Annotated in this window: 16 protein-coding genes, 3 tRNA genes, 3 rRNA genes, 1 other RNA gene and 1 other annotated feature; of the genes, 5 read left to right on the top strand and 18 right to left on the bottom strand. The window is 48.7% G+C overall.

All coding sequences use genetic code 11. The features are described from left to right. From EVJ34_RS15305 to tadA, 7 genes are all read right to left on the bottom strand, one after another. A 16S ribosomal RNA gene (locus EVJ34_RS15305) occupies positions 1-106 on the bottom strand; the annotation flags it as partial. A 379-nt stretch (positions 107-485) separates the two neighbouring features. Beyond that, complete coding sequence (locus tag EVJ34_RS15300) at positions 486-710, bottom strand: YaaL family protein (protein WP_131438306.1); 225 nt, start codon at positions 708-710, stop codon at positions 486-488. Then, positions 707-1,306 (bottom strand): recombination mediator RecR, encoded by a 600-nt coding sequence (gene recR, locus EVJ34_RS15295; protein ID WP_021065285.1) that lies wholly within the window; start codon positions 1,304-1,306, stop codon positions 707-709. The genes EVJ34_RS15300 and recR overlap by 4 nt, the downstream gene beginning before the upstream one ends. 22 nt (positions 1,307-1,328) lie before the next feature. Then, positions 1,329-1,646, bottom strand: a complete 318-nt coding sequence (locus tag EVJ34_RS15290) for a YbaB/EbfC family nucleoid-associated protein (RefSeq protein WP_034781885.1) — start codon at positions 1,644-1,646, stop codon at positions 1,329-1,331. A gap of 14 nt (positions 1,647-1,660) precedes the next feature. Further along, positions 1,661-3,337 (bottom strand): DNA polymerase III subunit gamma/tau, encoded by a 1,677-nt coding sequence (dnaX, locus tag EVJ34_RS15285; RefSeq protein ID WP_131438305.1) that lies wholly within the window; start codon positions 3,335-3,337, stop codon positions 1,661-1,663. 94 nt (positions 3,338-3,431) lie between these two features. Beyond that, an RNA gene (gene ffs / locus EVJ34_RS15280) (signal recognition particle sRNA large type) lies at positions 3,432-3,700 on the bottom strand. A gap of 53 nt (positions 3,701-3,753) precedes the next feature. Continuing rightward, a complete protein-coding gene (gene tadA / locus EVJ34_RS15275) occupies positions 3,754-4,254 on the bottom strand; it encodes a tRNA adenosine(34) deaminase TadA (protein ID WP_131438303.1) in 501 nt (166 codons plus the stop codon). A gap of 121 nt (positions 4,255-4,375) precedes the next feature. Between tadA and EVJ34_RS15270 the strand changes: the two genes are divergently transcribed. Both EVJ34_RS15270 and EVJ34_RS15265 read left to right on the top strand, forming a co-directional pair. After that, complete coding sequence (locus tag EVJ34_RS15270; protein ID WP_114167452.1) at positions 4,376-5,011, top strand: deoxynucleoside kinase; 636 nt, start codon at positions 4,376-4,378, stop codon at positions 5,009-5,011. Beyond that, positions 5,008-5,679 carry a deoxynucleoside kinase gene (locus EVJ34_RS15265; RefSeq protein ID WP_021065290.1) on the top strand — a complete coding sequence of 224 codons (672 nt, stop codon included), beginning with the start codon at positions 5,008-5,010 and terminating at the stop codon, positions 5,677-5,679. Before EVJ34_RS15270 ends, EVJ34_RS15265 begins: the two co-directional genes overlap by 4 nt. Positions 5,680-5,722: 43 nt before the next feature. Here the strand turns inward: EVJ34_RS15265 and EVJ34_RS15260 are convergent, their stop codons facing one another. The 8 genes from EVJ34_RS15260 to pdxS all read right to left on the bottom strand — a co-directional run bounded on the left by EVJ34_RS15260 (position 5,723) and on the right by pdxS (position 11,747). Continuing rightward, positions 5,723-6,721 carry a hypothetical protein gene (locus EVJ34_RS15260; protein ID WP_131486162.1) on the bottom strand — a complete coding sequence of 333 codons (999 nt, stop codon included), beginning with the start codon at positions 6,719-6,721 and terminating at the stop codon, positions 5,723-5,725. Positions 6,722-6,886: 165 nt separating this feature from the next. Next, positions 6,887-6,976: transfer RNA gene (locus EVJ34_RS15255), tRNA-Ser, on the bottom strand. A 29-nt stretch (positions 6,977-7,005) separates the two neighbouring features. Then, a tRNA-Ser gene (locus tag EVJ34_RS15250) sits at positions 7,006-7,096 on the bottom strand. A gap of 39 nt (positions 7,097-7,135) precedes the next feature. Further along, positions 7,136-7,226 (bottom strand) — tRNA-Ser (locus EVJ34_RS15245). 153 nt (positions 7,227-7,379) lie between these two features. Next, positions 7,380-8,666 carry a serine--tRNA ligase gene (gene serS / locus EVJ34_RS15240; RefSeq protein WP_131438299.1) on the bottom strand — a complete coding sequence of 429 codons (1,287 nt, stop codon included), beginning with the start codon at positions 8,664-8,666 and terminating at the stop codon, positions 7,380-7,382. A gap of 52 nt (positions 8,667-8,718) precedes the next feature. Then, positions 8,719-8,926: a binding site (T-box leader), on the bottom strand. Between the two features lie 18 nt (positions 8,927-8,944). Continuing rightward, on the bottom strand, positions 8,945-10,189 hold the full coding sequence (locus EVJ34_RS15235) for a D-alanyl-D-alanine carboxypeptidase family protein (RefSeq protein WP_236634657.1): 1,245 nt from the start codon (positions 10,187-10,189) through the stop codon (positions 8,945-8,947). 87 nt (positions 10,190-10,276) lie between these two features. Continuing rightward, on the bottom strand, positions 10,277-10,855 hold the full coding sequence (pdxT, locus tag EVJ34_RS15230; protein ID WP_131438297.1) for a pyridoxal 5'-phosphate synthase glutaminase subunit PdxT: 579 nt from the start codon (positions 10,853-10,855) through the stop codon (positions 10,277-10,279). Between the two features lies 1 nt (position 10,856). Beyond that, positions 10,857-11,747 (bottom strand): pyridoxal 5'-phosphate synthase lyase subunit PdxS, encoded by an 891-nt coding sequence (pdxS, locus tag EVJ34_RS15225; RefSeq protein WP_021066746.1) that lies wholly within the window; start codon positions 11,745-11,747, stop codon positions 10,857-10,859. Between the two features lie 284 nt (positions 11,748-12,031). On the opposite strand from pdxS, the gene pdxR reads away from it, so the two are divergent. From pdxR to EVJ34_RS15210, 3 genes are all read left to right on the top strand, one after another. Continuing rightward, complete coding sequence (gene pdxR / locus EVJ34_RS15220) at positions 12,032-13,435, top strand: MocR-like pyridoxine biosynthesis transcription factor PdxR (RefSeq protein ID WP_131486161.1); 1,404 nt, start codon at positions 12,032-12,034, stop codon at positions 13,433-13,435. Further along, positions 13,432-14,046 (top strand): class A sortase, encoded by a 615-nt coding sequence (locus EVJ34_RS15215; RefSeq protein WP_131486160.1) that lies wholly within the window; start codon positions 13,432-13,434, stop codon positions 14,044-14,046. Before pdxR ends, EVJ34_RS15215 begins: the two co-directional genes overlap by 4 nt. Positions 14,047-14,184: 138 nt before the next feature. Next, complete coding sequence (locus EVJ34_RS15210; RefSeq protein ID WP_131486159.1) at positions 14,185-17,613, top strand: alpha-amylase family glycosyl hydrolase; 3,429 nt, start codon at positions 14,185-14,187, stop codon at positions 17,611-17,613. 45 nt (positions 17,614-17,658) lie between these two features. Here EVJ34_RS15210 and guaB read toward each other — a convergent pair whose 3' ends face one another. From guaB to EVJ34_RS15195, 3 genes are all read right to left on the bottom strand, one after another. Beyond that, positions 17,659-19,122 (bottom strand): IMP dehydrogenase, encoded by a 1,464-nt coding sequence (gene guaB / locus EVJ34_RS15205; RefSeq protein WP_034781919.1) that lies wholly within the window; start codon positions 19,120-19,122, stop codon positions 17,659-17,661. A gap of 250 nt (positions 19,123-19,372) precedes the next feature. After that, positions 19,373-19,488, bottom strand: a 5S ribosomal RNA gene (rrf, locus tag EVJ34_RS15200). A gap of 57 nt (positions 19,489-19,545) precedes the next feature. Beyond that, positions 19,546-19,666: ribosomal RNA gene (locus EVJ34_RS15195) — 23S ribosomal RNA — on the bottom strand; the annotation flags it as partial.

The raw sequence follows: 19,666 nt of genomic DNA, 5'->3' as shown, positions 1-19,666 counted from the left end.
CCATCAACGTCCCCCCGAAGGGTTCAGATGATTTCCTGCGCTCGACTTGCATGTATTAGGCACGCCGCCAGCGTTCGTCCTGAGCCAGGATCAAACTCTCCAAAGAATTTGATATAGCTCTTTAAAAATGACGAAGCTTGCGCTTCATTCAAAAATTGTAAAACTTTTTTTGCCTCATCGTTCAGTTTTCAAAGTTCGTCTGTCGTTCTTGGCGACTTAAACATCTTAACAAGCTATCAACCAGAAGTCAATATCTTTTTTTCGATTTTTAAAACCGCTCTCGGCGACGTCTATTAATATATCAATAAAATTTTAAATGCACAATAGCTTTTTTAGAAAAACTTTAATTTATTTTTCAGCAGTCTGTGATTACTATATAAAATAACCAATAGGTTTCTAGTTCCTTCATTATATAGAGAAAAAAGTGACCGCTACATGAACCGCAGTAATCTGACATATAAAAAGGCGAGATGAAATATCTCGCCTTACGATCTTAAGTTCGAAAGTGAAACCTTGCGTTGCTTTGCCTCTTTTAAATAAAAGAAATACAACGCCTCCGCTTGTTTAACCTGCGCTGCTAATTCTCCAGTGTCTTCAATACTCACTTCAAGGATGCGACGCTTCGATTCGTACTTCGCCTTAGCATCTAATAGTTCTGACAAGAATCGTTGGTCATACCCATCTCGTAGAGGTTTGCGAAACCACCTCATAGTTCGCGTCTGCCTTCCATCGCTCTCGATAGAGTGACTTCATCCGCATATTCTAGATCGCCGCCTACAGGTAAACCGTGCGCAAGACGGGTTACGCGAATTCCAGTCGGTTTTAAGAGTCGGGACAGATACATTGAAGTCGCTTCCCCTTCGATGTTCGGGTTAGTGGCCAAAATCACTTCACTAATCGCTTCATTTTCTTGAAGACGCGTCAACAAGCTCGATACGTTAATATCTTCAGGACCAATCCCTTCCATCGGACTAATCGCCCCATGTAAGACATGATACTTCCCACGATACTCTCGCATTTTTTCCATCGCAATCACATCTCTAGAATCTTGAACAACGCAGACGACCGTCTCATCGCGATGAGAATCCGTACAAATTGCGCATGGATCAACATCTGTAATATGTCCGCATACGGTACAATATTTAATGTCACGCTTCGCACTGACCAGCGCCTTAGCGAACGTCAACACATCGTCTTCTTCCATATCTAATACGTGGAATGCTAGACGTATGGCAGTTTTCGGACCAATGCCCGGCAATTTGGTAAAGCTTTCAATCAAACGTCCGATCGCTTCAGGGTATTGCAACTCACATCTTTCCTTTCTTCACTTAAAAGCCTGGAAGGTTCATCCCTTGCGTGAAACGTCCCATTTTGTCATTAACGAGTTGATCAGCTTGCTTCATCCCGTCATTAACCGCTGCTAACACAAGATCTTGCAACATTTCAACATCATCAGGATCGACAGCATCTTCAGCGATGATGACATCTAGTACTTCTTTATGTCCGCTAACGATAACTTTAACCATGCCACCACCTGCAGTACCTTCAACCGTTAAGTCTTTCAATTCTTCTTGAGCTTTCGCCATATCTTTTTGCATTTTCTGCATTTGCTTCATCATGTTGTTCATGTTTCCCATTCCACGCATGTAGAGCGCCTCCTTTATACTTCTTCAATTTCAACGACGTCACCGAAACGCTCGAACGCCTTTGAGACAAGTGGATCGTCTTCCGCCACTTCTTCTTCTTTATGATCCGAACGTTCAGCTTGTTTACGAAGGATGAACTCATTCTTCAACTCAACCCAATCGGTCTCGAGTACAGCCATGATTTCTCGACGAATCCCCGTCACTTCGAATAAGGCTTGTTCAATCACGTCTCGCGTGCGACCGTTCGAGCTAACCTGCTCGTAATGCCACGTCATCCCATCTTTAAATTGTACCAGTAAGGTGTCACTAGCACAAAGCACAGCCTCACTCTCATAGAACAGTGCAAAAATCGGACCATCTTGCGTACGAATGTTCCCCATGATGTCTTCCCAGCTATCACGGATTGCGTTTAAGTGTTGGCGTTCCGCTCGTTGCAATAATTGACGGATGCGTTCTTTCGGGACTCGAATTTGAGTTCGCTTGGCAACTTTCGGTTTCTCTGCTGTTGCTTCCGCTGCAGGGACACCCGTTTTCTTGACTTCATTCAACTCGCGACTCAGTTCACGGACCTGCTCTTGAAGTTGTTTCATCTGCTCTGTCATCGTCCGTCCTTGTTCGGCAATCCGAATAAACGTTAACTCAACTAAGACTTTCGGATGGTTTGATAATCGCATCTGTTGCTGACAGTCATTCAACTCTTCAATCACTTGGAACAACTCGTCCGTCGACGTCGCTTCAACAAATTGTCGGAACGTCTCTGTCGGACGGGCGCGTTCGAGTAAATCGACCGCTTGCGGTGAAGCCTTTAAAAGTAAGGCATCACGATGAACGAACACGAGATCTTCAATGAATCGCTTCAAATCTTTACCTTCACGAAGCATCGTTTCCAACGTACTCAAAATTTGATCGAGTTGCTTCTGTTGTAAGCCATAAGCCATATCAAGTAGAGCATCATCCGTCACCGCGCCAGTCACTTCTAGAACAGCATCTTCGGTCAAACGGCCATCGCTAAAAGCGAGCGCTTGATCGAGTAGACTGAGTGCATCACGCATCCCACCATCGGCAGCACGGGCAATCAGCTTGAGGGCCTCTGGATCATAGTCATAATCTTGATCGTTCAAGATATATGCCATACGTGTTTGCAATTGACCGACTTCATGCCGTTTCACATCAAAGCGCTGGCAACGTGAGATGATAGTTGCCGGAATTTTATGCGGTTCTGTCGTCGCCAAAATAAAGATGGCATGCGCCGGTGGTTCTTCCAACGTTTTCAATAAGGCGTTGAACGCCCCAGTCGAAAGCATGTGCACTTCATCAATGATATATACTTTGAAGCGCGCTTGAGAAGGCGGATATTTGACTTTATCCCGAATTTCTCGAATCTCGTCGACCCCATTATTTGAAGCCGCATCGATTTCAAACACGTCCGGGCTCGTCCCTTCCGTGATTGCGATACAAGTCGGGCATGTGTTACACGGTTCTCGTGTGGGTGCTGTCTCGCAGTTGATGGCTTTCGCGATAATTTTCGCCAAACTTGTCTTCCCGGTCCCTCGTGGACCCGAGAACAAATAGGCATGTGACATTCGTTCCTCAAGCAACGCATTTTGAATCGTACGTGTGATATGAATTTGACCGACAACCTCTTGGAACGACTGCGGACGATAAACCCGATACAACGCTTGATACGCCATGTCCCCGCCTCCTTTCTTCCTTACATTCTCTATTTCATCATACAAAAAAATCTACAACCCTGGGGCCGTAGATTGAAGTTATTAAATAAATCTGCCGCGCACCGATTTCTGAAAGCACGTCAATGTGCGTTACTCATGCAGTTTGCTCGGCCCAAGCACCCCTGCGGCACACGGTACGTCACCACTTAAGGCTGCTTCCTTCCGGACCTGACCTGGTTCATGGGTGACCGTTGCGCAGGACTCAGACGTCAACGCCACTTACACGAGGACAGGCCACACCAATGCACTCCCTCGAATCGGAATTCAGTCTCGCTATAGCGGATTGCGAGTTACAGGGCACCGCTACCTCCCCGCCTAGCACGGCAAATGGGTAAATGAAGTTAGGCACTTCGTTGAGTGCTATTACATTATACTGTTTAATCAGATGGGTTGCAACCTCTCTGTTCAAGCCGCGCCTGCTTCTTCCGTTCTCTAAGGTTTCGGAAGAAGCTCGTCAGCAACTCGCCACACTCTTCTGCTAAAACATTTTCGGTTACTTCGGCTTGGTGATTGAAGCGTTCGTCTTGAACAAGGTTCATGAGCGTCCCACAACATCCGCCCTTCGGATCGTGGGCACCAAAGACGACACGCTTCACACGAGACAGCACGATGGCCCCTGCACACATCGGACAAGGCTCTAACGTGACGAACAGTTCGCAATCCTCTAAACGCCAATTGCCGAGCGTCTGGTTCGCCTGCTCGATTGCAATCATTTCGGCGTGGGCCGCTGCCAACAAGTCGGTCTCTCGGCGGTTATGGCCGACGGCAATGACCTTATCATCTTTTACGATAACGCATCCAATCGGGACTTCGCCGATTGCTTCCGCCTTCCTCGCCTCTTCAATGGCGAGCCTCATAAATCGTTCATCTCGTTCCATATACACACTCCGTTTCTGATCACTTATTATGAAAAAAAATGAAAATCATTTCGCTCGCCCTATCCACTTCATTGTATGCTAGAATGGAACTTGCACTTTGGATAATGGAGGATGACATCATATGTTTATAACGGTAGAGGGACCGATTGGTGTCGGGAAAACGTCACTGGCCCATATCATCAGTCAGCACTTTTCAATGCAGATGCTGAATGAAATTGTAGAAGAGAATCCGTTTCTCGGCAAGTTTTATGAAGATATCGACGAATGGAGCTTCCAAACGGAAATGTTCTTCCTTTGCAATCGCTTCAAGCAATTAGACGATATCCACAAACACCACTTGAGTCAACAGCAATCCGTCGTTTCTGACTATCATATTTTCAAGAACTTAATTTTCGCTCACCGTTCCCTGAGACCAGCTCATTTGAACAAATATGAGCAAATCTATAAGATTTTGACACACGATATGCCGAAACCTGATGTCGTCATCTACTTACACGCCAGCATCGAGACGTTAATGAAACGTGTCGCATTGCGTGGACGTGAAGTAGAAGAGAACATGTCTCGCGATTACCTCGAACAGCTCGCTCATGATTACGAAACGTTTATCGAATCATACCGCGCGACGCATCCCGAAGTGACGATTCTTTCGTTTAGCGGAGATGAGCTCGACTTCGTCCAAAACCCGGATGATTTGACGCACGTCCTCTCGACGATCGAACGTGAATTAGAATTAACTAAAGGAGCACAAATCAAATGACGCTGAATGAAAAATATAACATTCCGAACGACACGATCATCACGATCGGTGGAATGGTCGGAATCGGTAAATCGACAATCACGAACTCACTTGCCGACGCCCTCAACTTCCGAACTTCACTTGAGAAAGTAGATACGAACCCTTATCTCGATAAATTCTATCATGACTTCGAGCGTTGGAGCTTCCACCTTCAAATCTACTTCTTGGCTGAACGGTTCAAAGAACAGAAGAAGATTTTCCAATATGGCGGTGGCTTCATCCAAGACCGTTCGATTTATGAGGATACAGGCATCTTCGCCAAAATGCACTATGAAAAAGGGACGATGTCTCCAACCGACTACGAGACGTACTCGAGTTTGTTTGAAGCGATGGTGCTGACACCGTTCTTCCCGCATCCTGACTTGCTGATCTATCTCGAAGGTTCGTTCGAGCAAGTTCTCGACCGCATTCAAATGCGCGGACGTGAGATGGAGCAACAAACACCAATCACGTATTGGGAAGAAATGTACGCGCGCTATACGGAGTGGATCAATAACTTCAATCTTTGCCCGGTGCTTCGTCTTTCAATCGAAGAGTATGACTTAATCAATGACCCGAACTCGGTTGAACTCATCTTGGAGAAAATCGAGAAACAATTGACAATCGCTCGCGAAGCGAAAGTTAGATAAGTAAAGAAGGTGTACTGCTCGCTTGAGCGGTACACCTTCTTTTTTATGTGTGGGCGATATGCGGTTTACGATACGTCGGCGTCTTTCGAGCTTTTCGGAACCCGTCGATGGAATCAAACACTGCGGCCAAAATCGTGATGGCGACGACCAATCCAAATACCCAATCGAACGAGAGTATGCCGTTCGGAACGTTCGTCTCGATCCAGTTCAGAAATCGTGGATCGAGTAACTGGGGGGAACTGGCCATCCAGATGATGAACGTGGCCGAGATGATATTGTAGATCAAATTAAACGAAGCGAGCGCATACGTCCAATGTCCGTTCATCCACTTCCATACCCCAAGCACGACTTGAAACAAGATGACGGTCACAAATAACCAAATCACATCCATCAGGAACGTTTGATTGAAGATGGGAGTGACCATCGTGAACCCCGCGTTCGTCGATTCATAAATCCCTAGTAACCGTTCGGCGTTAATATACACGCCAAACCACACAGCTGTCCAAAACAACCCGAACCCTACGTCAAATTTACTGATTCGACCGCCCTTCAACCGCTCTTTCAGCTTGGACACATCCCATTTCATATCTGGCGCCGGTACATCATCCGGTGCATAGCGCTCAACCAAAAAGAAGACGAGCGTAATCCAAAACACGAGCTGAATCCCGACCTCCCATAGCGCATCGAACATGTTCGTCAAAAATGTGCCGATTGTCGGAATAAGCGGTCCTGAGAACGTCGGCATGCTAGACAACACGAGACCGAAGAAAACGACAGCTAAGACGATTGGAACGACAAGTTTAATAACGGTCACATACATGAGGAAAAAACGTGGTCCGATCACATACTGTCCTTCCTTATAACGCGCGGCCACGACGGTTGGATGCCCCATCTCCTCTAACACTCGTTTCACGTCTGCCTCAGTCGGGTGTTCGGGCAATGCCAGCTCAATCGATTGCCGAATCGAGGTAGCCGCCTCCTCGCGCCGTTTCGGAGGAACATGCCGTACGACCTCATCGATATACATCTCAACCCAATCCATGACGCTCATCTCCTTCCTTACGCGCCACTATAGTCTACTCTATGTAGATTCCCGGTTTACGCGCGGCTTAGCCAGATTTCGTCGGATTGCCACAAACAAAAAAGTCGCAGACCGAAGTCTGCGACCATAAAAAAACGCATCTGCCCATGCAGATGCCAAAACAAGCGGAGTTGGTGGGATTCGAACCCACGCGAGCCTTACGACTCCTAACGGATTTCGAGTCCGTCCCCTTCAGCCGGGCTTGGGTACAACTCCAGGCTTAAAAAAGTGTAAAAAAAAGAAAGTGGAGGAGGTGGTGGGATTCGAACCCACGCAGGCTATTACACCCCTGACGGTTTTCAAGACCGTTCCCTTAAACCACTTGGGTACACCTCCAAAAAAAGTATGAAATTGTTGAGCCTCCAAAAATAAAAATGGAGGAGGTGGTGGGATTCGAACCCACGCAGGCTATTACACCCCTGACGGTTTTCAAGACCGTTCCCTTAAACCACTTGGGTACACCTCCAAAGCTCATATACAATTGGTGAGCAAACATCTCGCTCGACATGATTTATAGTACCAACTTGGCAGACAGATGTCAAACCCTTTTGTGAAAAAACATTAAAAAAAACCAAAAAAAATCCCGCCTGAACGATACGTTTCAGACGGGTTGGGTTGTTCATGACTGAGGCATTTCAATTTTCTCGACGCCGCCCATATATGGACGTAATACTTCTGGAATGACGACTGAACCGTCTGCCTGTTGGAAGTTCTCTAAAATTGCAGCAACGGTCCGTCCGACTGCGAGGCCAGATCCGTTAAGCGTGTGGACGAATTCAGGTTTCGCGTTCGCTTCGCGACGGAAACGGATTCCGGCCCGGCGCGCTTGGAAGTCTTCAAAGTTCGAACAAGATGAGATTTCACGATACATCCCTTGCGCTGGCATCCACACTTCGATGTCATATTTCTTCGCAGCCGTGAAGCCGAGATCTGCCGTACACATGCTGAGCACTTGATAAGGGAGACCGAGACGCTTCAACACTTCTTCAGCGTGGCTCGTCAAGAGTTCGAGTTGTTCATAAGACTCTTCAGGTTTCACGAATCGGACGAGCTCGACTTTGTTGAACTGATGCTGACGAATGAGCCCACGCGTGTCGCGTCCGGCTGATCCTGCTTCTGAACGGAAACAAGCGCTATACGCCGTATACGTAATTGGAAGTTGGTCTTCCGTGATAATCTCGTCACGGTGCATGTTCGTCACCGGAACTTCTGCCGTCGGCACGAGGAAGTAATTCGTGTCCGCCACTTTGAATGCATCTTCTTCGAACTTAGGAAGTTGTCCCGTCCCCGTCATCGCGTCTCGATTGACCATATAAGGAGGGAGCACTTCAGAATAGCCATGTTCATCGGCATGCATATCCATCATGAAGTTGATGAGGGCACGTTCAAGACGGGCGCCAAGGCCTTTATAAAACACGAACCGGCTTCCGGTCACTTTACCCGCTCGTTCCACATCGACAATCTTCAAGTCTTCCATGACGTCCCAATGTTGTTTAAGCTCGAATTCGAACGTCGGTTTTGTGCCGACTTCACGGATGGTGATGTTATCGTCTTCCGTTTCGCCAATCGGCGTTGATTCGTGCGGGATGTTCGGGATGCTGAGGAGAATCAGGTTCAATTCGGCCTCGACTTCGCGCAACTCTTCATCGAGCAATTTGATTTCGTCCCCGAGACGGCGCGTCTCGAGAATCGGTCCATCCGCATCTTGCTTATTACGTTTCAATTCCGCAATTTGCTTCGTCGCTTCATTTCGTTTCGCTTTCTTCACTTCAACCTCATTGATCAAGTTGCGGCGTTTCTCTTCTAGTTCCGGAAAACGATCGAGCGCACTCAAGTCTTCACCGCGATGAGCAAGCTTCGTTTTAATCTCTTCAAAATCTGTTCGTAATCGTTTAATGTCTAACATTCGTTATTCCTCCTTTTTTCACATAAAAAGGTGGCACGCCCCTTTCCCGTAGGAAAGGGACGAACCACCTTGGATCCGCGTTGCCACCCTCGTTGCCCGAAATCGGGCCACTCGATGCACGTAACGTGTGCGTAACGTGACTTGTTTCCAAGCCAATGCTCCGAGGCCGATTCGGTTACATCATCCCACTAGTTTGCACCAACCACTAGCTCTCTGTCAGTAGATGACCGTAACGTACTTTTCCCCATCATTGCATCTGTCATTGAATTAGTTTTACTTTACAACATCTCAACTCTATCGACAAGACTCAGTTTTCCGAGCACAAGTCGAATCTCATCTAAAAAGTCCGAGAAGGCACGCGTCATGCGTGTCAAAAACGACGCCATCTCGACCGGTTCGGCCGCGACGAGCGTTCCTTTAGGTGGAAGTTCACCATCTAGATAGCGGACGCTTCCGGAAGGCTCGATCGTGACGGTCCCGACCTGTTGATCGGCCGCAACCGGGGCTTTCGTATCTGGCAGGTCGTATGTCGGTTCAGGCACATCCTGTCCTTTTCCGATGAGCACTTCAAAGGCCGACGTCGTGCGCACTTTTGCCGACTCGACTGTACCTTCGGCGACATGGAGCGTCGCCGGGACGATTTCACCGGTCCGTAAAATCGGGGTTAAGACAAACTCTCCATATGCATAGTCGTGAAGAGCCTTTGTAGCGGTATAGCGTCCTTGATCGGTCTTCGCTCCGAGAACGACTGACAGCACGGTACGTCCATCTCGCGTCGATACTCCAACGAAACAGTAACCCGCGTCATCAGTCGTACCCGTCTTAAAGCCGAGCATACCCGGATAGGCTAAATTACGACCGGCAAGCATCTGGTTCGTCGCTTCGAAGCGGACCCCATCGATGTCGACGTATGCTTGTTTCGTCACTTCAAGCACCTCGGGGAACTTCGTCAAATAGGCCAAAGCAAGCTTCATCAAGTCATTGGCCGATGTCAAGTTCTCTCCGGGACGGTCCGCTGATACAGAATCAAGTCCTGACGCATTGGCGAACGTCGTTTGGGTCATGCCGAGTTCAGTCGCCCGTTCGTTCATTTTCTTAACGAACACACCTTCCGAACCCGAGACAGCCTCGGCCAATGTGACTGCCGCCTCGTTTGCAGAACGAATTAACGCCACGTCGTAAAGTTCTTTTACCGTGTACGGTTTATTGACGAGCGGAATCCGGGCTAGTCCCGGTTTTCGGGTCAGCGCCAACGCCTTGTCACTCGGGGTCACTTCTTGGTTCCAACTGAGGTCACCCGCTTCGATCGCTTCCCGGACGAGAAAAGCGGTCATCAGCTTCGTGATTGATGCCGGAGGGAGCATCGCGTCCTCTTCTTGTGAGAACAGGATTTGTCCCGTCGTCATATCCACGAGCATTGCGCCGGTCGCATCAACTTTAGGTGCCGCCGATGCATCCGTCGGCACGATCATATTTAAAAGGACTGCCCAAACGAGCATCCACCCGATCCATCTTTGTCTCACGGTCTTGCCCCTTTCTATACGTATCTCGTTACAGTGTAGCAAAAAAACGCATGAAAAAGACTCCCTATTTAATAGGGAGCCTTTCGATCAGGCGAGTTGTCGCTTCGTCGCTTCAACCATCTCCAAGAAATAGCGATGCATCGATAAATCGTCTGTCAATTCCGGATGGAACGAGCAGGCCATATACTTGTCATATCGAACCGCGACAATCGCTTCCTCGACCTCGGCGAGCACTTCGACGCTCGCTTCGACCGATGCGACTTGCGGCGCTCGAATGAACACCGCTTCGACAGCGTCATCGATTCCTTTGACAGCCAAATCGACTTCAAAGCTATCCACTTGTCGTCCGAACGCATTCCGTTTGACCGTCATCGGGATTTTACGCAGATGCGCATCATATCCTTCGACTTCGGTCGCGAGCAAAATCAAACCGGCACATGTGCCGAACATCGGCAACGTCGTATTCGCACGAAGTGGTTCGAGCAAGTCATAGCGATCAAGCAGACGACGCATCGCCGTGCTCTCCCCGCCGGGCAAGACGAGACCGTCGATGCGGTTCAAGTCATCGACCGAACGGACGACGAGCGTGTCCGCTCCAAGTGATTCCAGCATCTGGACGTGTTCGCGAATCGCGCCTTGCATTCCGAGTACACCGATTGTCGTCATCTTACCAGCCTCGCGGTGCCATAAGTTCTTCTTGTTTGAGCGTGCGGACGTCGAGTCCTTTCATCGCTTCGCCGAGTCCTTTCGACAAGTGAGCGATGCGCTCATAGTCATCATGGTACGTCGTCGCTTCGACGATGGCACGGGCAAACTTCTCAGGGTTCTCCGCTTTGAAGATGCCTGATCCGACAAAGACGCCATCCGCTCCGAGGTGCATCATGAGTGCTGCGTCGGCTGGTGTCGCAATTCCGCCTGCGGCGAAGTTGACGACCGGGAGACGACCTGCTTCACGGATTTGCATCAAGACTTCAAACGGGGCACCAAGGTCACGTGCTTCCGTCATTACTTCATCGATGCTCATTGAAAGCAAACGTTTTACTTGGGCTTGAACCGTACGCATGTGACGAACTGCTTCGACGATGTTTCCTGTTCCCGGCTCACCTTTCGTCCGGATCATCGCTGCGCCTTCACCGATGCGGCGTGATGCTTCACCAAGATCACGAGCACCACAGACGAACGGTGCTTTATAGTCCCGTTTGTAGAGATGGAACTCTTCGTCAGCCGGTGTCAATACTTCGCTCTCGTCAATGAAATCTACCCCCATTGATTCAAGAACACGTGCTTCAGCGATGTGACCGATGCGGCACTTCGCCATGACTGGTACTGATACCGCACCCATGACATCTTCGATGATTGTCGGGTCGGCCATACGGGCGACACCACCCATTTTACGAATGTCTGAAGGTACACGCTCGAGCGCCATAACGGCGACTGCTCCTGCTGCTTCAGCAATCTTCGCTTGCTCAGCGTTGATGACGTCCATGATGACGCCACCTTTTTGCATCTCAGCCATACCGCGTTTTACTTTGTCTGTCCCTACTTGTCTCTTTTCCAAATGGATCCCCTCCAATAAGCTAGTCTACTTGCAAGTATAAATTGATTTGACTATATTGAAAGTGCCAGTTTTGTATTTTCTGAAGTGGTCAGTTTAAACAAAGGACTTCATTTCCTAATTCTCGAATGTTGTAAAGGACAAGGGGGATGATGAAATGGACCAATGGAACAGTCGTGACGAGGCGCATGAACGAAGCTTTTTCGGGAAAGCCGGAGTGTTTTCGCTCCTACTCGTTATCGGATTCATGCTCTATTTTTTCTTTGGCTGATTAGAAAGGATTAACTATGGATATGCTAACCTTCTCGCTCGAGGTCGACTCGAGCGTTCCGTTATATGAACAACTTTATTTGCACATTCGACAAGCCATCGTCGATGATACCCTCACCACCGGGACAAAACTTCCGTCCAAACGAAAGTTAGGCGAATTTTTAGATGTGTCGCAAACGACAGTTGAACTCGCTTACGCCCAACTGCTCGCGGAAGGATATATCGAGTCGTTACCGCGAAAAGGCTTCTACGTACTACCACAAGAGGAACTGTACGTCCGTCGTAGCAGTAGCTTAATTGAACCACTACCGATGAAAAAGACGTATCAGTTCGATTTATATCCGAGTCAAATTGATACGACAGCTTTCCCATTTGAACGATGGCGGCGTCATTTGAAACAAGTCGTGTCGGAAGAGCACCATGATTTGCTCGCACTCGGTTCGGTTCAAGGCGACTTCATGCTTCGCCAAGAGATTGCGACCTATCTCTATCACTCGCGCGGCGTTCATTGTTCACCCGAACAGATTGTCGTCGGTTCCGGGACCGAGCAGTTGCTCCCACAATTATTGGAGCTTCTGCCCGATAGCACGATTTTCGGCATTGAGGATCCCGGTTATCCGCTCACCCGACAACTGTTCGCCCATCAACGGCGGACGTTCATCCCGATTCCTGTCGATGAGAGCGGCGTCCGTGTCGATCTTGTGGAACAAGCATCCATCGATGCCCTTTATGTGACACCCGCCCATCAATTTCCGACCGGAACGATTCTTTCGGTCAGTCGGCGCCAACGTCTGCTCAATTGGGCATCGGAGCAGCAAACATATGTGATTGAAGACGATTATGATAGCGAATTCCGTTACAGTGGCAAGCCGATCCCTTCTTTGCAAAGCATGGATCAAAACGAGCGCGTCATCTATTTGAGCACGTTCTCGAAATCGTTGATGCCTTCCTTACGAATCGGTTACATGGTACTCCCGCCTCCGCTGTTGAACCGCTACCGAGAACGCTACCGTCATTTCACATGCAGCGTGCCCCGTTTCGAGCAACATACGTTAGCCGAGTTTATGGCAACCGGGGATTTTGAGAAACACCTGAACCGGATGCGGAAAACATATCGCCGCAAACTTGAAATCATCATCGCCGCCTTCAAACCGTACGAGCCGACCGTCTCTATCACAGGTGCGAGCGCGGGCCTCCACGTCGTGCTGTCTGTCCAAACGACAAAGTCGAGCGAGGAATTAAAACGTCTGGCTGAAGCCGCGAGTATCCGAATCAATGCGATGACAGACTATCGCATCGAATCAACCGACACGATTCCTCAATTTTTATTTGGATTCGCCGCCTTATCCGAAGAAACGTTGCCCGCTGCCGTCAGTGCACTCATGTCGTGTTGGAACATTCAGAAAGGAAGAGATGGATGAAACGGTCACGCTATTTCGTCGGTGGACTCCTCTTATTAATCGGTACACTGCTGTTATCCGAATCGTGGTGGAAAGACCAACTCACAACATGGAACAGTCAACAAGTGATCGCCGAAATTCAGCCAAAACTTCCCGAAACCGGCGAATTTGAGTTTTCAAACGTCGAGCCGTTATCATGGGAACAACTATTGACTGTGCGCAATCGGTTTCATGATTTACCGACCATCGGCCTCATTTCAATTCCAGAAATCGAACTTGAGCTCCCCATCTTATACGGGCTCGACAATGAGAACTTGGCGGTCGGTGCTGGAACGATGGACCCGGACCAACGAATGGGAACCGGAAACTATGCACTCGCCGGCCACTACACGCAAAGTCCGACCGTCTTGTTCGGCCCGCTTCATATCGCCGCCGTCGGCATGTCGATCTACGTGACCGACATGACACACACGTTCCATTACGAGGTCACTTCGCTTGAGACCGTCCCCCCGACACGGGTCGACGTACTCGATGCAACAACGGAACCGACGATTACGCTCGTCACATGCACGTTCGATGCGACAGAACGCTTGATTGTGAAAGGACGCTTCGTGAACCAAACGCCTCTCTGACCGATAGGCGTTTTTATTATTTTTTTAAAAATATATTGTGAGCGCTTACATATTCAGCTAAACTATTCCTGAAACCGTTTGCACAATTTTGACAATTCGTTGCCCTGTAGACGACACATTCCATGAAAGAGGTGCTTTATGAAGAAGAAAGCGGCACGACAGACGACCACGTTATTGTTATCATCCGTTCTCCTGATCCAAGCCGGTGTCCCGATGAACGCATTGGCCGAGCCTGCGACAATCTCGATTGACGGTTTAAAAACGGATTGGACGAACACGCCAGCGCTCGCCACATCCCCACAGGCGGGTTGGCAAGGATTCGATTTAGGAGACGTCTATCTGCAGAACGATGCGCGTAACCTTTACTTTTATGTGGATGCGAACAACGTCCCGAACTGGGGTGACAATGGTCAGTACATAAATATCGCTCTTCAAATCAATGAACAGGATTCAGGCGTGGCGACAAACCCGCTTGGCCATCCGTTCAACTTTAGCCAAACCGATAAAAAACCACAGTATCATATTTTACTTCGTGTCGATGGCGACACGTCGGTAAAAGAAGCCGCTTTGTATGAAGCAGGGAAATCCACGCCGCTCGCAAACTTGAGCAACTTGAATGGTACCTCGTTCGCCGTTGATCGCACGAAAGGATTCGAAGGGAAAATTCCTTTGTCGCTACTTGGTTTAAGCAATGAGGATACTGTTCGTGTCCTCACGGTACTCAGCGGGAATAACGCTACCGAGCACGGTGCGTTCGATACAATTCCAAGCAATGCGGCCAATAAAATCGCTGATAGTTGGAACGTTTCTGCGAATCCATCGACACAATCGGTATATAGCCCGGCCTTCACGTTAAGCGGTGTCGAGACGGTCAGTCAACTTGAAGTGACAACGGTCATGCCAGCCAATCAATCGGAACAAGTGGATATCAAGTCACCGATCACATGGACGTTCAATGAGCCTGTAACACTAGATGCCTCGAAAGTCAGCTTGATGAATGGGGAGACGGCTGTACCGTTCACGGCTGAAGTGAATGGATCAACAGTAACGGTCACACCGACTGAGCCACTCGGCTTGAATCAAACGTATACCGCAACCCTTCCCGCAGACGTCGTGAAAGGCAACCTGTCGAACACAACGTTACCGGCATTGACGACATCATTTAAAACCATCACTGAAATCGCGGATCCATGGAAAACGCAACGCTACATCGAGATGTTGTACGTTCGGGCTGATCACGATTACACCGATTGGAATTTATGGACGTGGAGCACGGGTGCCAAAGATGGCCAGGTGGACCCATACAAAATCACTGAAGAAGGTGCTGTCTTCCGTATCCCAGTCGGAAAAGATGCGACCAACGTAGGCTTCGTCATCCGCAAAGGCACGGATTGGGCTGTGAAAGATGGTTACGGGGAAGATCGCTATGTGAAACTCGGTAGCGATCGGGTGACGAAAGTCGTCGTCGAGAGCGGAAAAGGAACGTTCCACCAAGTACCGACGATTCAAGGGCCCGTGTTTGAAGACGGTGCCGTCACGTTCTTCTACCGTGACAAAGCGTTGTATGAAGCCGGACAACTCGATGAAATCGACAACGTGGCGTTAAAGGTCAATGGTGTTACCTATCCGATGACATATGAAGCGAAAAACGAATGGTTCCGCCACACGGTCCGTCTACCAGAAGGAAGACATGATTACACGTTCCTCGTCACAAAAGACGGTGTGACGACTGAAGTGAAGGACCCCTATTTTGAGGCATCAAGCGTCGAATATCGCCGTCCAAACATCAAATTGGCCGCTTCTGTGGCTCCAAAAGCAATCAGTTCTCGAGAAAATGCGGTCGTCCATGTGAAGCCGACGTTGCCAAAAGGTGTCACGTTACGAGAAATGTACATCGATGCACGTCCAATCGGTGGACCGGCCAAACTTGCGGTCGATCCAGCACTGAACAAACAAACGATTGCAGTCAAAGACACTGTGAAACCAGGTAGAAAATCTTTGACGATCACAGCGATCGATCAATACGGAAACGTCCATAAGACGAAAACGTCGCTAACGGTCCGACCAGTCTCGATGAAAGACAAACAAGCGTTTGATTGGGACGAGGCACGGATTTACTTCATGCTGACCGATCGTTTCTATGATGGTGACAAAACGAATAACAACCCGAACGGTGAATACTACGACCAAGACCATCTTGAGTCGTATCACGGCGGTGACTTTGCCGGTGTTACGAAAAAGCTCGACTACTTGGACAAATTGGGCATTAATACGATTTGGATCACCCCGATCGTCGACAACATTGACTGGGATCTTCGTTACGGTAAAGACGGCTCACAGTACGGCTACCACGGCTATTGGGCGAAAAACTTCGAAAAACTCGATGAGCATCTTGGAGACATGAAGGCGTTCCATCGCCTCATCGACGAAGCAAACGCACGAGGCATCAAGATTATGGTCGACGTCGTCTTGAACCATCCTGGCTATGGGATGGAACCAGGGGCCGTAGACACAGGCGCCACAAACTTCCCTACTAATAAAGAACGTAAAGTGTTCGACGGCATGATTCGCTCAAATCCGGTCGATGGCGATGACTTGAAGATGTCTCTCTCCGGACTACCGGACTTTAAGACCGAAGAGGCTGCCGTTCGTCAACAACTCGTCAAATGGCAGACCGATTGGATTAAACGATCGAAGACGAAGAAAGGGAATACCATCGATTACTTCCGCGTCGATACGGTCAAACACGTCGATTCGACGACATGGAAGTCGTTTAAAAACGAGTTAACAGCACTCAAACCAGACTTCAAGATGATTGGAGAACATTACGGCGCAAGTGTGAACAACACGGGCGGTTATTTGAAGAGCGGCCAGATGGATTCGTTACTCGACTTTGACTTCAAGTATCAGGCCGAACGGTTCATCAACGGGAATATTGATGATGTCGAGAGCGCACTCCAATACCGCAACACACAACTCTCGAATGAAGCGACGCTCGGACAGTTCCTGAGTAGCCATGACGAAGACGGCTTCCTCGTATCACGTGCTGGCGGAGATGAAGGGAAACATATGGTCGCCGCATCGCTTCAAATGACGGCGAAAGGCCAACCTGTCATCTATTATGGTGAAGAAGTCGGACAGTCTGGAAAACATGCTATGGATATGGATAAAGGCGAATTCAATGAAAACCGCTATGACTTTGACTGGAAGCGAGTCAAAGGAGAAGGCAAAGAGATGCATACGCACTACCAAAAACTACTCAATATTCGTGCTGACTATTCGAAAGTGTTTAGTAAAGGAACACGCGCTGTTATTGCGGGTGGATCTGCGACTGGGTATTCTGTCTTTGAGCGAAAACACGGCAAAGACTCGGTTCTCGTTGCCTTGAACACGAAAGAAGCAAAACGAACAATCACGTTCAAAACGAAACTGAAGCACAATACGAAACTTGTCGACCGCTATAGCGGACGTCAGTATGTCGTTAAACGTGATGGAAAAGTCACGGTCAGCTTGCCAGCACAAGACGATGGCGGTACAGTCATCCTTGTCAAAAAAGCCAAAAAATAATAGCGAAAAGCCGTTGCCTCTACATCGAGACAACGGCTTTTTTGATTAACGTGAATAGTTTGGAGCTTCTTTTGTAATGTGTACATCATGTGGATGGCTTTCTTGCAAACCAGCCCCAGTCATACGGATAAACTGAGTATCCTCGCGTAATGCACGGATGTCAGCTGCCCCACAGTAACCCATTCCTGAGCGAAGGCCTCCGATGAGCTGATACACTGTATCTGCTAACTCGCCACGATAAGCGACACGACCTTCGATCCCTTCTGGCACGAACTTTTTGTCCGCTTCTTGGAAATAACGATCTTGACTTCCACGTTTCATCGAAGCTTCAGAACCCATCCCACGGTATGTCTTGAACTGACGCCCTTGATAGATTTCCATCTCTCCCGGACTCTCTTTCACACCAGCGAGAAGACTACCGAGCATGACCGCATGGCCACCCGCCGCGATGGCTTTCACGATATCACCTGAATACTTGATTCCGCCATCGGCGATGACTGTGACACCGTGTTCTCTAGCTTCTGTCACACAGTCGTATACCGCCGTGATTTGTGGAACACCGACACCGGCCACAACACGTGTCGTACAGATTGATCCTGGGCCAATCCCGACTTTGATGACCGATGCACCCGCTTCAATCAAAGCGCGTGTCGCTTCGGCTGTCGCGACGTTCCCAGCAATAATTGGAAGCGTCGGGAACATGTCACGTAACTCTTTCACTTTCTCGATGACGCCGGCTGAATGTCCGTGAGCTGTATCTACTACTAAAGCGTCGACACCAGCATCGACAAGGATTTGTGCACGTGATGCCGCATCTTTCGTGACACCGACAGCGGCTGCAACGAGTAAGCGACCTTGTTTGTCTTTCGCTGCGTGCGGGAACTGTTCGACTTTCTCAATATCTTTTGTCGTAATAAGACCTTTCAACACGCCTGAATCGTCGACGAGCGGCAACTTTTCGATCCGATGTTGATGCAGGATGCGCTCAGCTTCTTCAAGTGACGTCCCTACTTTCGCCGTAACAAGGTTCTCTGTAGTCATGACGTCTGCAATCACTGTCGAATAATCTTTAATGAAGCGAAGGTCACGATTCGTCAAGATGCCAATCAATTTTCGTTCCGTTTCTGAATTGACGATTGGGACACCCGAAATACGGTATTTACTCATCAAGTACTCTGCATCATACACTTGACGTTCTGGCGTCAAGTAGAATGGGTTGGTGATGACCCCATTCTCTGAGCGCTTAACGCGATCGACGTGTTCAGCCTGCATCTCCATCGACATGTTTTTATGAATGACTCCTAGACCGCCTTGGCGGGCCATAGCGATGGCCATCGGTGCTTCTGTGACCGTGTCCATTCCTGCACTGATGATTGGCACGTTCAATTCAAGGCCTTCACAAAGCTTAGTGCTCAGACTCACATCTCTTGGCAAGACATTAGAAAAGCGCGGTACGAGCAAGACATCATCAAACGTTAATCCTTCTTTTGCAAACTTGTTTTCCCACATAAAAATCGATTGCCCCTTTCCCTATCGGACCCGAATCTTTGTTTCGAAATATTTCTGTAATGGTAACAGGTATAGGCCGAAAGTGCAATTCAATTCCCGATGTTCAGAAAGTTCAGAATTGTGTTCGATTCATTGCATTCCATCTTTTAATGTTCGGAAAGAGGTTAAATATCATTTAAAAATAGAGTTTTGCAATAAAATTCTACAGAAAAAGGACGACCAAGCAGATGCTTGATCGTCCTTCGCGTTGGCCTGGCAACGTCCTATCCTCACAGGGGGAGACCCCCAACTACTTTCGGCGCTGAAGCGCTTAACTTCCGTGTTCGGCATGGGAACGGGTGTGGCCGCTTCGCTATCGCCACCAGACATAGAGAGATTGTTCTCTCAAAACTGAAGATTCATCAATTCACACAAACCTTAGACTAGATCAAAGCCTCGACCGATTAGTATCATTCAGCTCCACACGTCGCCGTGCTTCCACCCATGACCTATCTACCTCATCGTCTCTGAGGGGTCTTTCTTGATTGCTCAAAGGGAAATCTCA

Origin of the sequence: Exiguobacterium sp. SL-9 (assembly GCF_004336985.1) — a bacterium.
Classification (GTDB): domain Bacteria; phylum Bacillota; class Bacilli; order Exiguobacteriales; family Exiguobacteriaceae; genus Exiguobacterium.
Note: the sequence above shows the minus strand (reverse complement) of the source record. Positions and strands in the feature narration are given on the sequence as shown.

Excerpts from the sequence above, each read along its gene's own strand:
- EVJ34_RS15300 (WP_131438306.1), bottom strand. The coding sequence starts at position 710 with ATGAGGTGGTTTCGCAAACCTCTACGAGATGGGTATGACCAACGATTC.
- EVJ34_RS15290 (WP_034781885.1), bottom strand. The coding sequence starts at position 1,646 with ATGCGTGGAATGGGAAACATGAACAACATGATGAAGCAAATGCAGAAA.
- dnaX (WP_131438305.1), bottom strand. The coding sequence starts at position 3,337 with ATGGCGTATCAAGCGTTGTATCGGGTTTATCGTCCGCAGTCGTTCCAA.
- tadA (WP_131438303.1), bottom strand. The coding sequence starts at position 4,254 with ATGGAACGAGATGAACGATTTATGAGGCTCGCCATTGAAGAGGCGAGG.
- EVJ34_RS15270 (WP_114167452.1), top strand. The coding sequence starts at position 4,376 with ATGTTTATAACGGTAGAGGGACCGATTGGTGTCGGGAAAACGTCACTG.
- EVJ34_RS15265 (WP_021065290.1), top strand. The coding sequence starts at position 5,008 with ATGACGCTGAATGAAAAATATAACATTCCGAACGACACGATCATCACG.
- EVJ34_RS15260 (WP_131486162.1), bottom strand. The coding sequence starts at position 6,721 with ATGGATTGGGTTGAGATGTATATCGATGAGGTCGTACGGCATGTTCCT.
- serS (WP_131438299.1), bottom strand. The coding sequence starts at position 8,666 with ATGTTAGACATTAAACGATTACGAACAGATTTTGAAGAGATTAAAACG.
- pdxT (WP_131438297.1), bottom strand. The coding sequence starts at position 10,855 with ATGACGACAATCGGTGTACTCGGAATGCAAGGCGCGATTCGCGAACAC.
- pdxR (WP_131486161.1), top strand. The coding sequence starts at position 12,032 with ATGGATATGCTAACCTTCTCGCTCGAGGTCGACTCGAGCGTTCCGTTA.
- EVJ34_RS15215 (WP_131486160.1), top strand. The coding sequence starts at position 13,432 with ATGAAACGGTCACGCTATTTCGTCGGTGGACTCCTCTTATTAATCGGT.
- EVJ34_RS15210 (WP_131486159.1), top strand. The coding sequence starts at position 14,185 with ATGAAGAAGAAAGCGGCACGACAGACGACCACGTTATTGTTATCATCC.
- guaB (WP_034781919.1), bottom strand. The coding sequence starts at position 19,122 with ATGTGGGAAAACAAGTTTGCAAAAGAAGGATTAACGTTTGATGATGTC.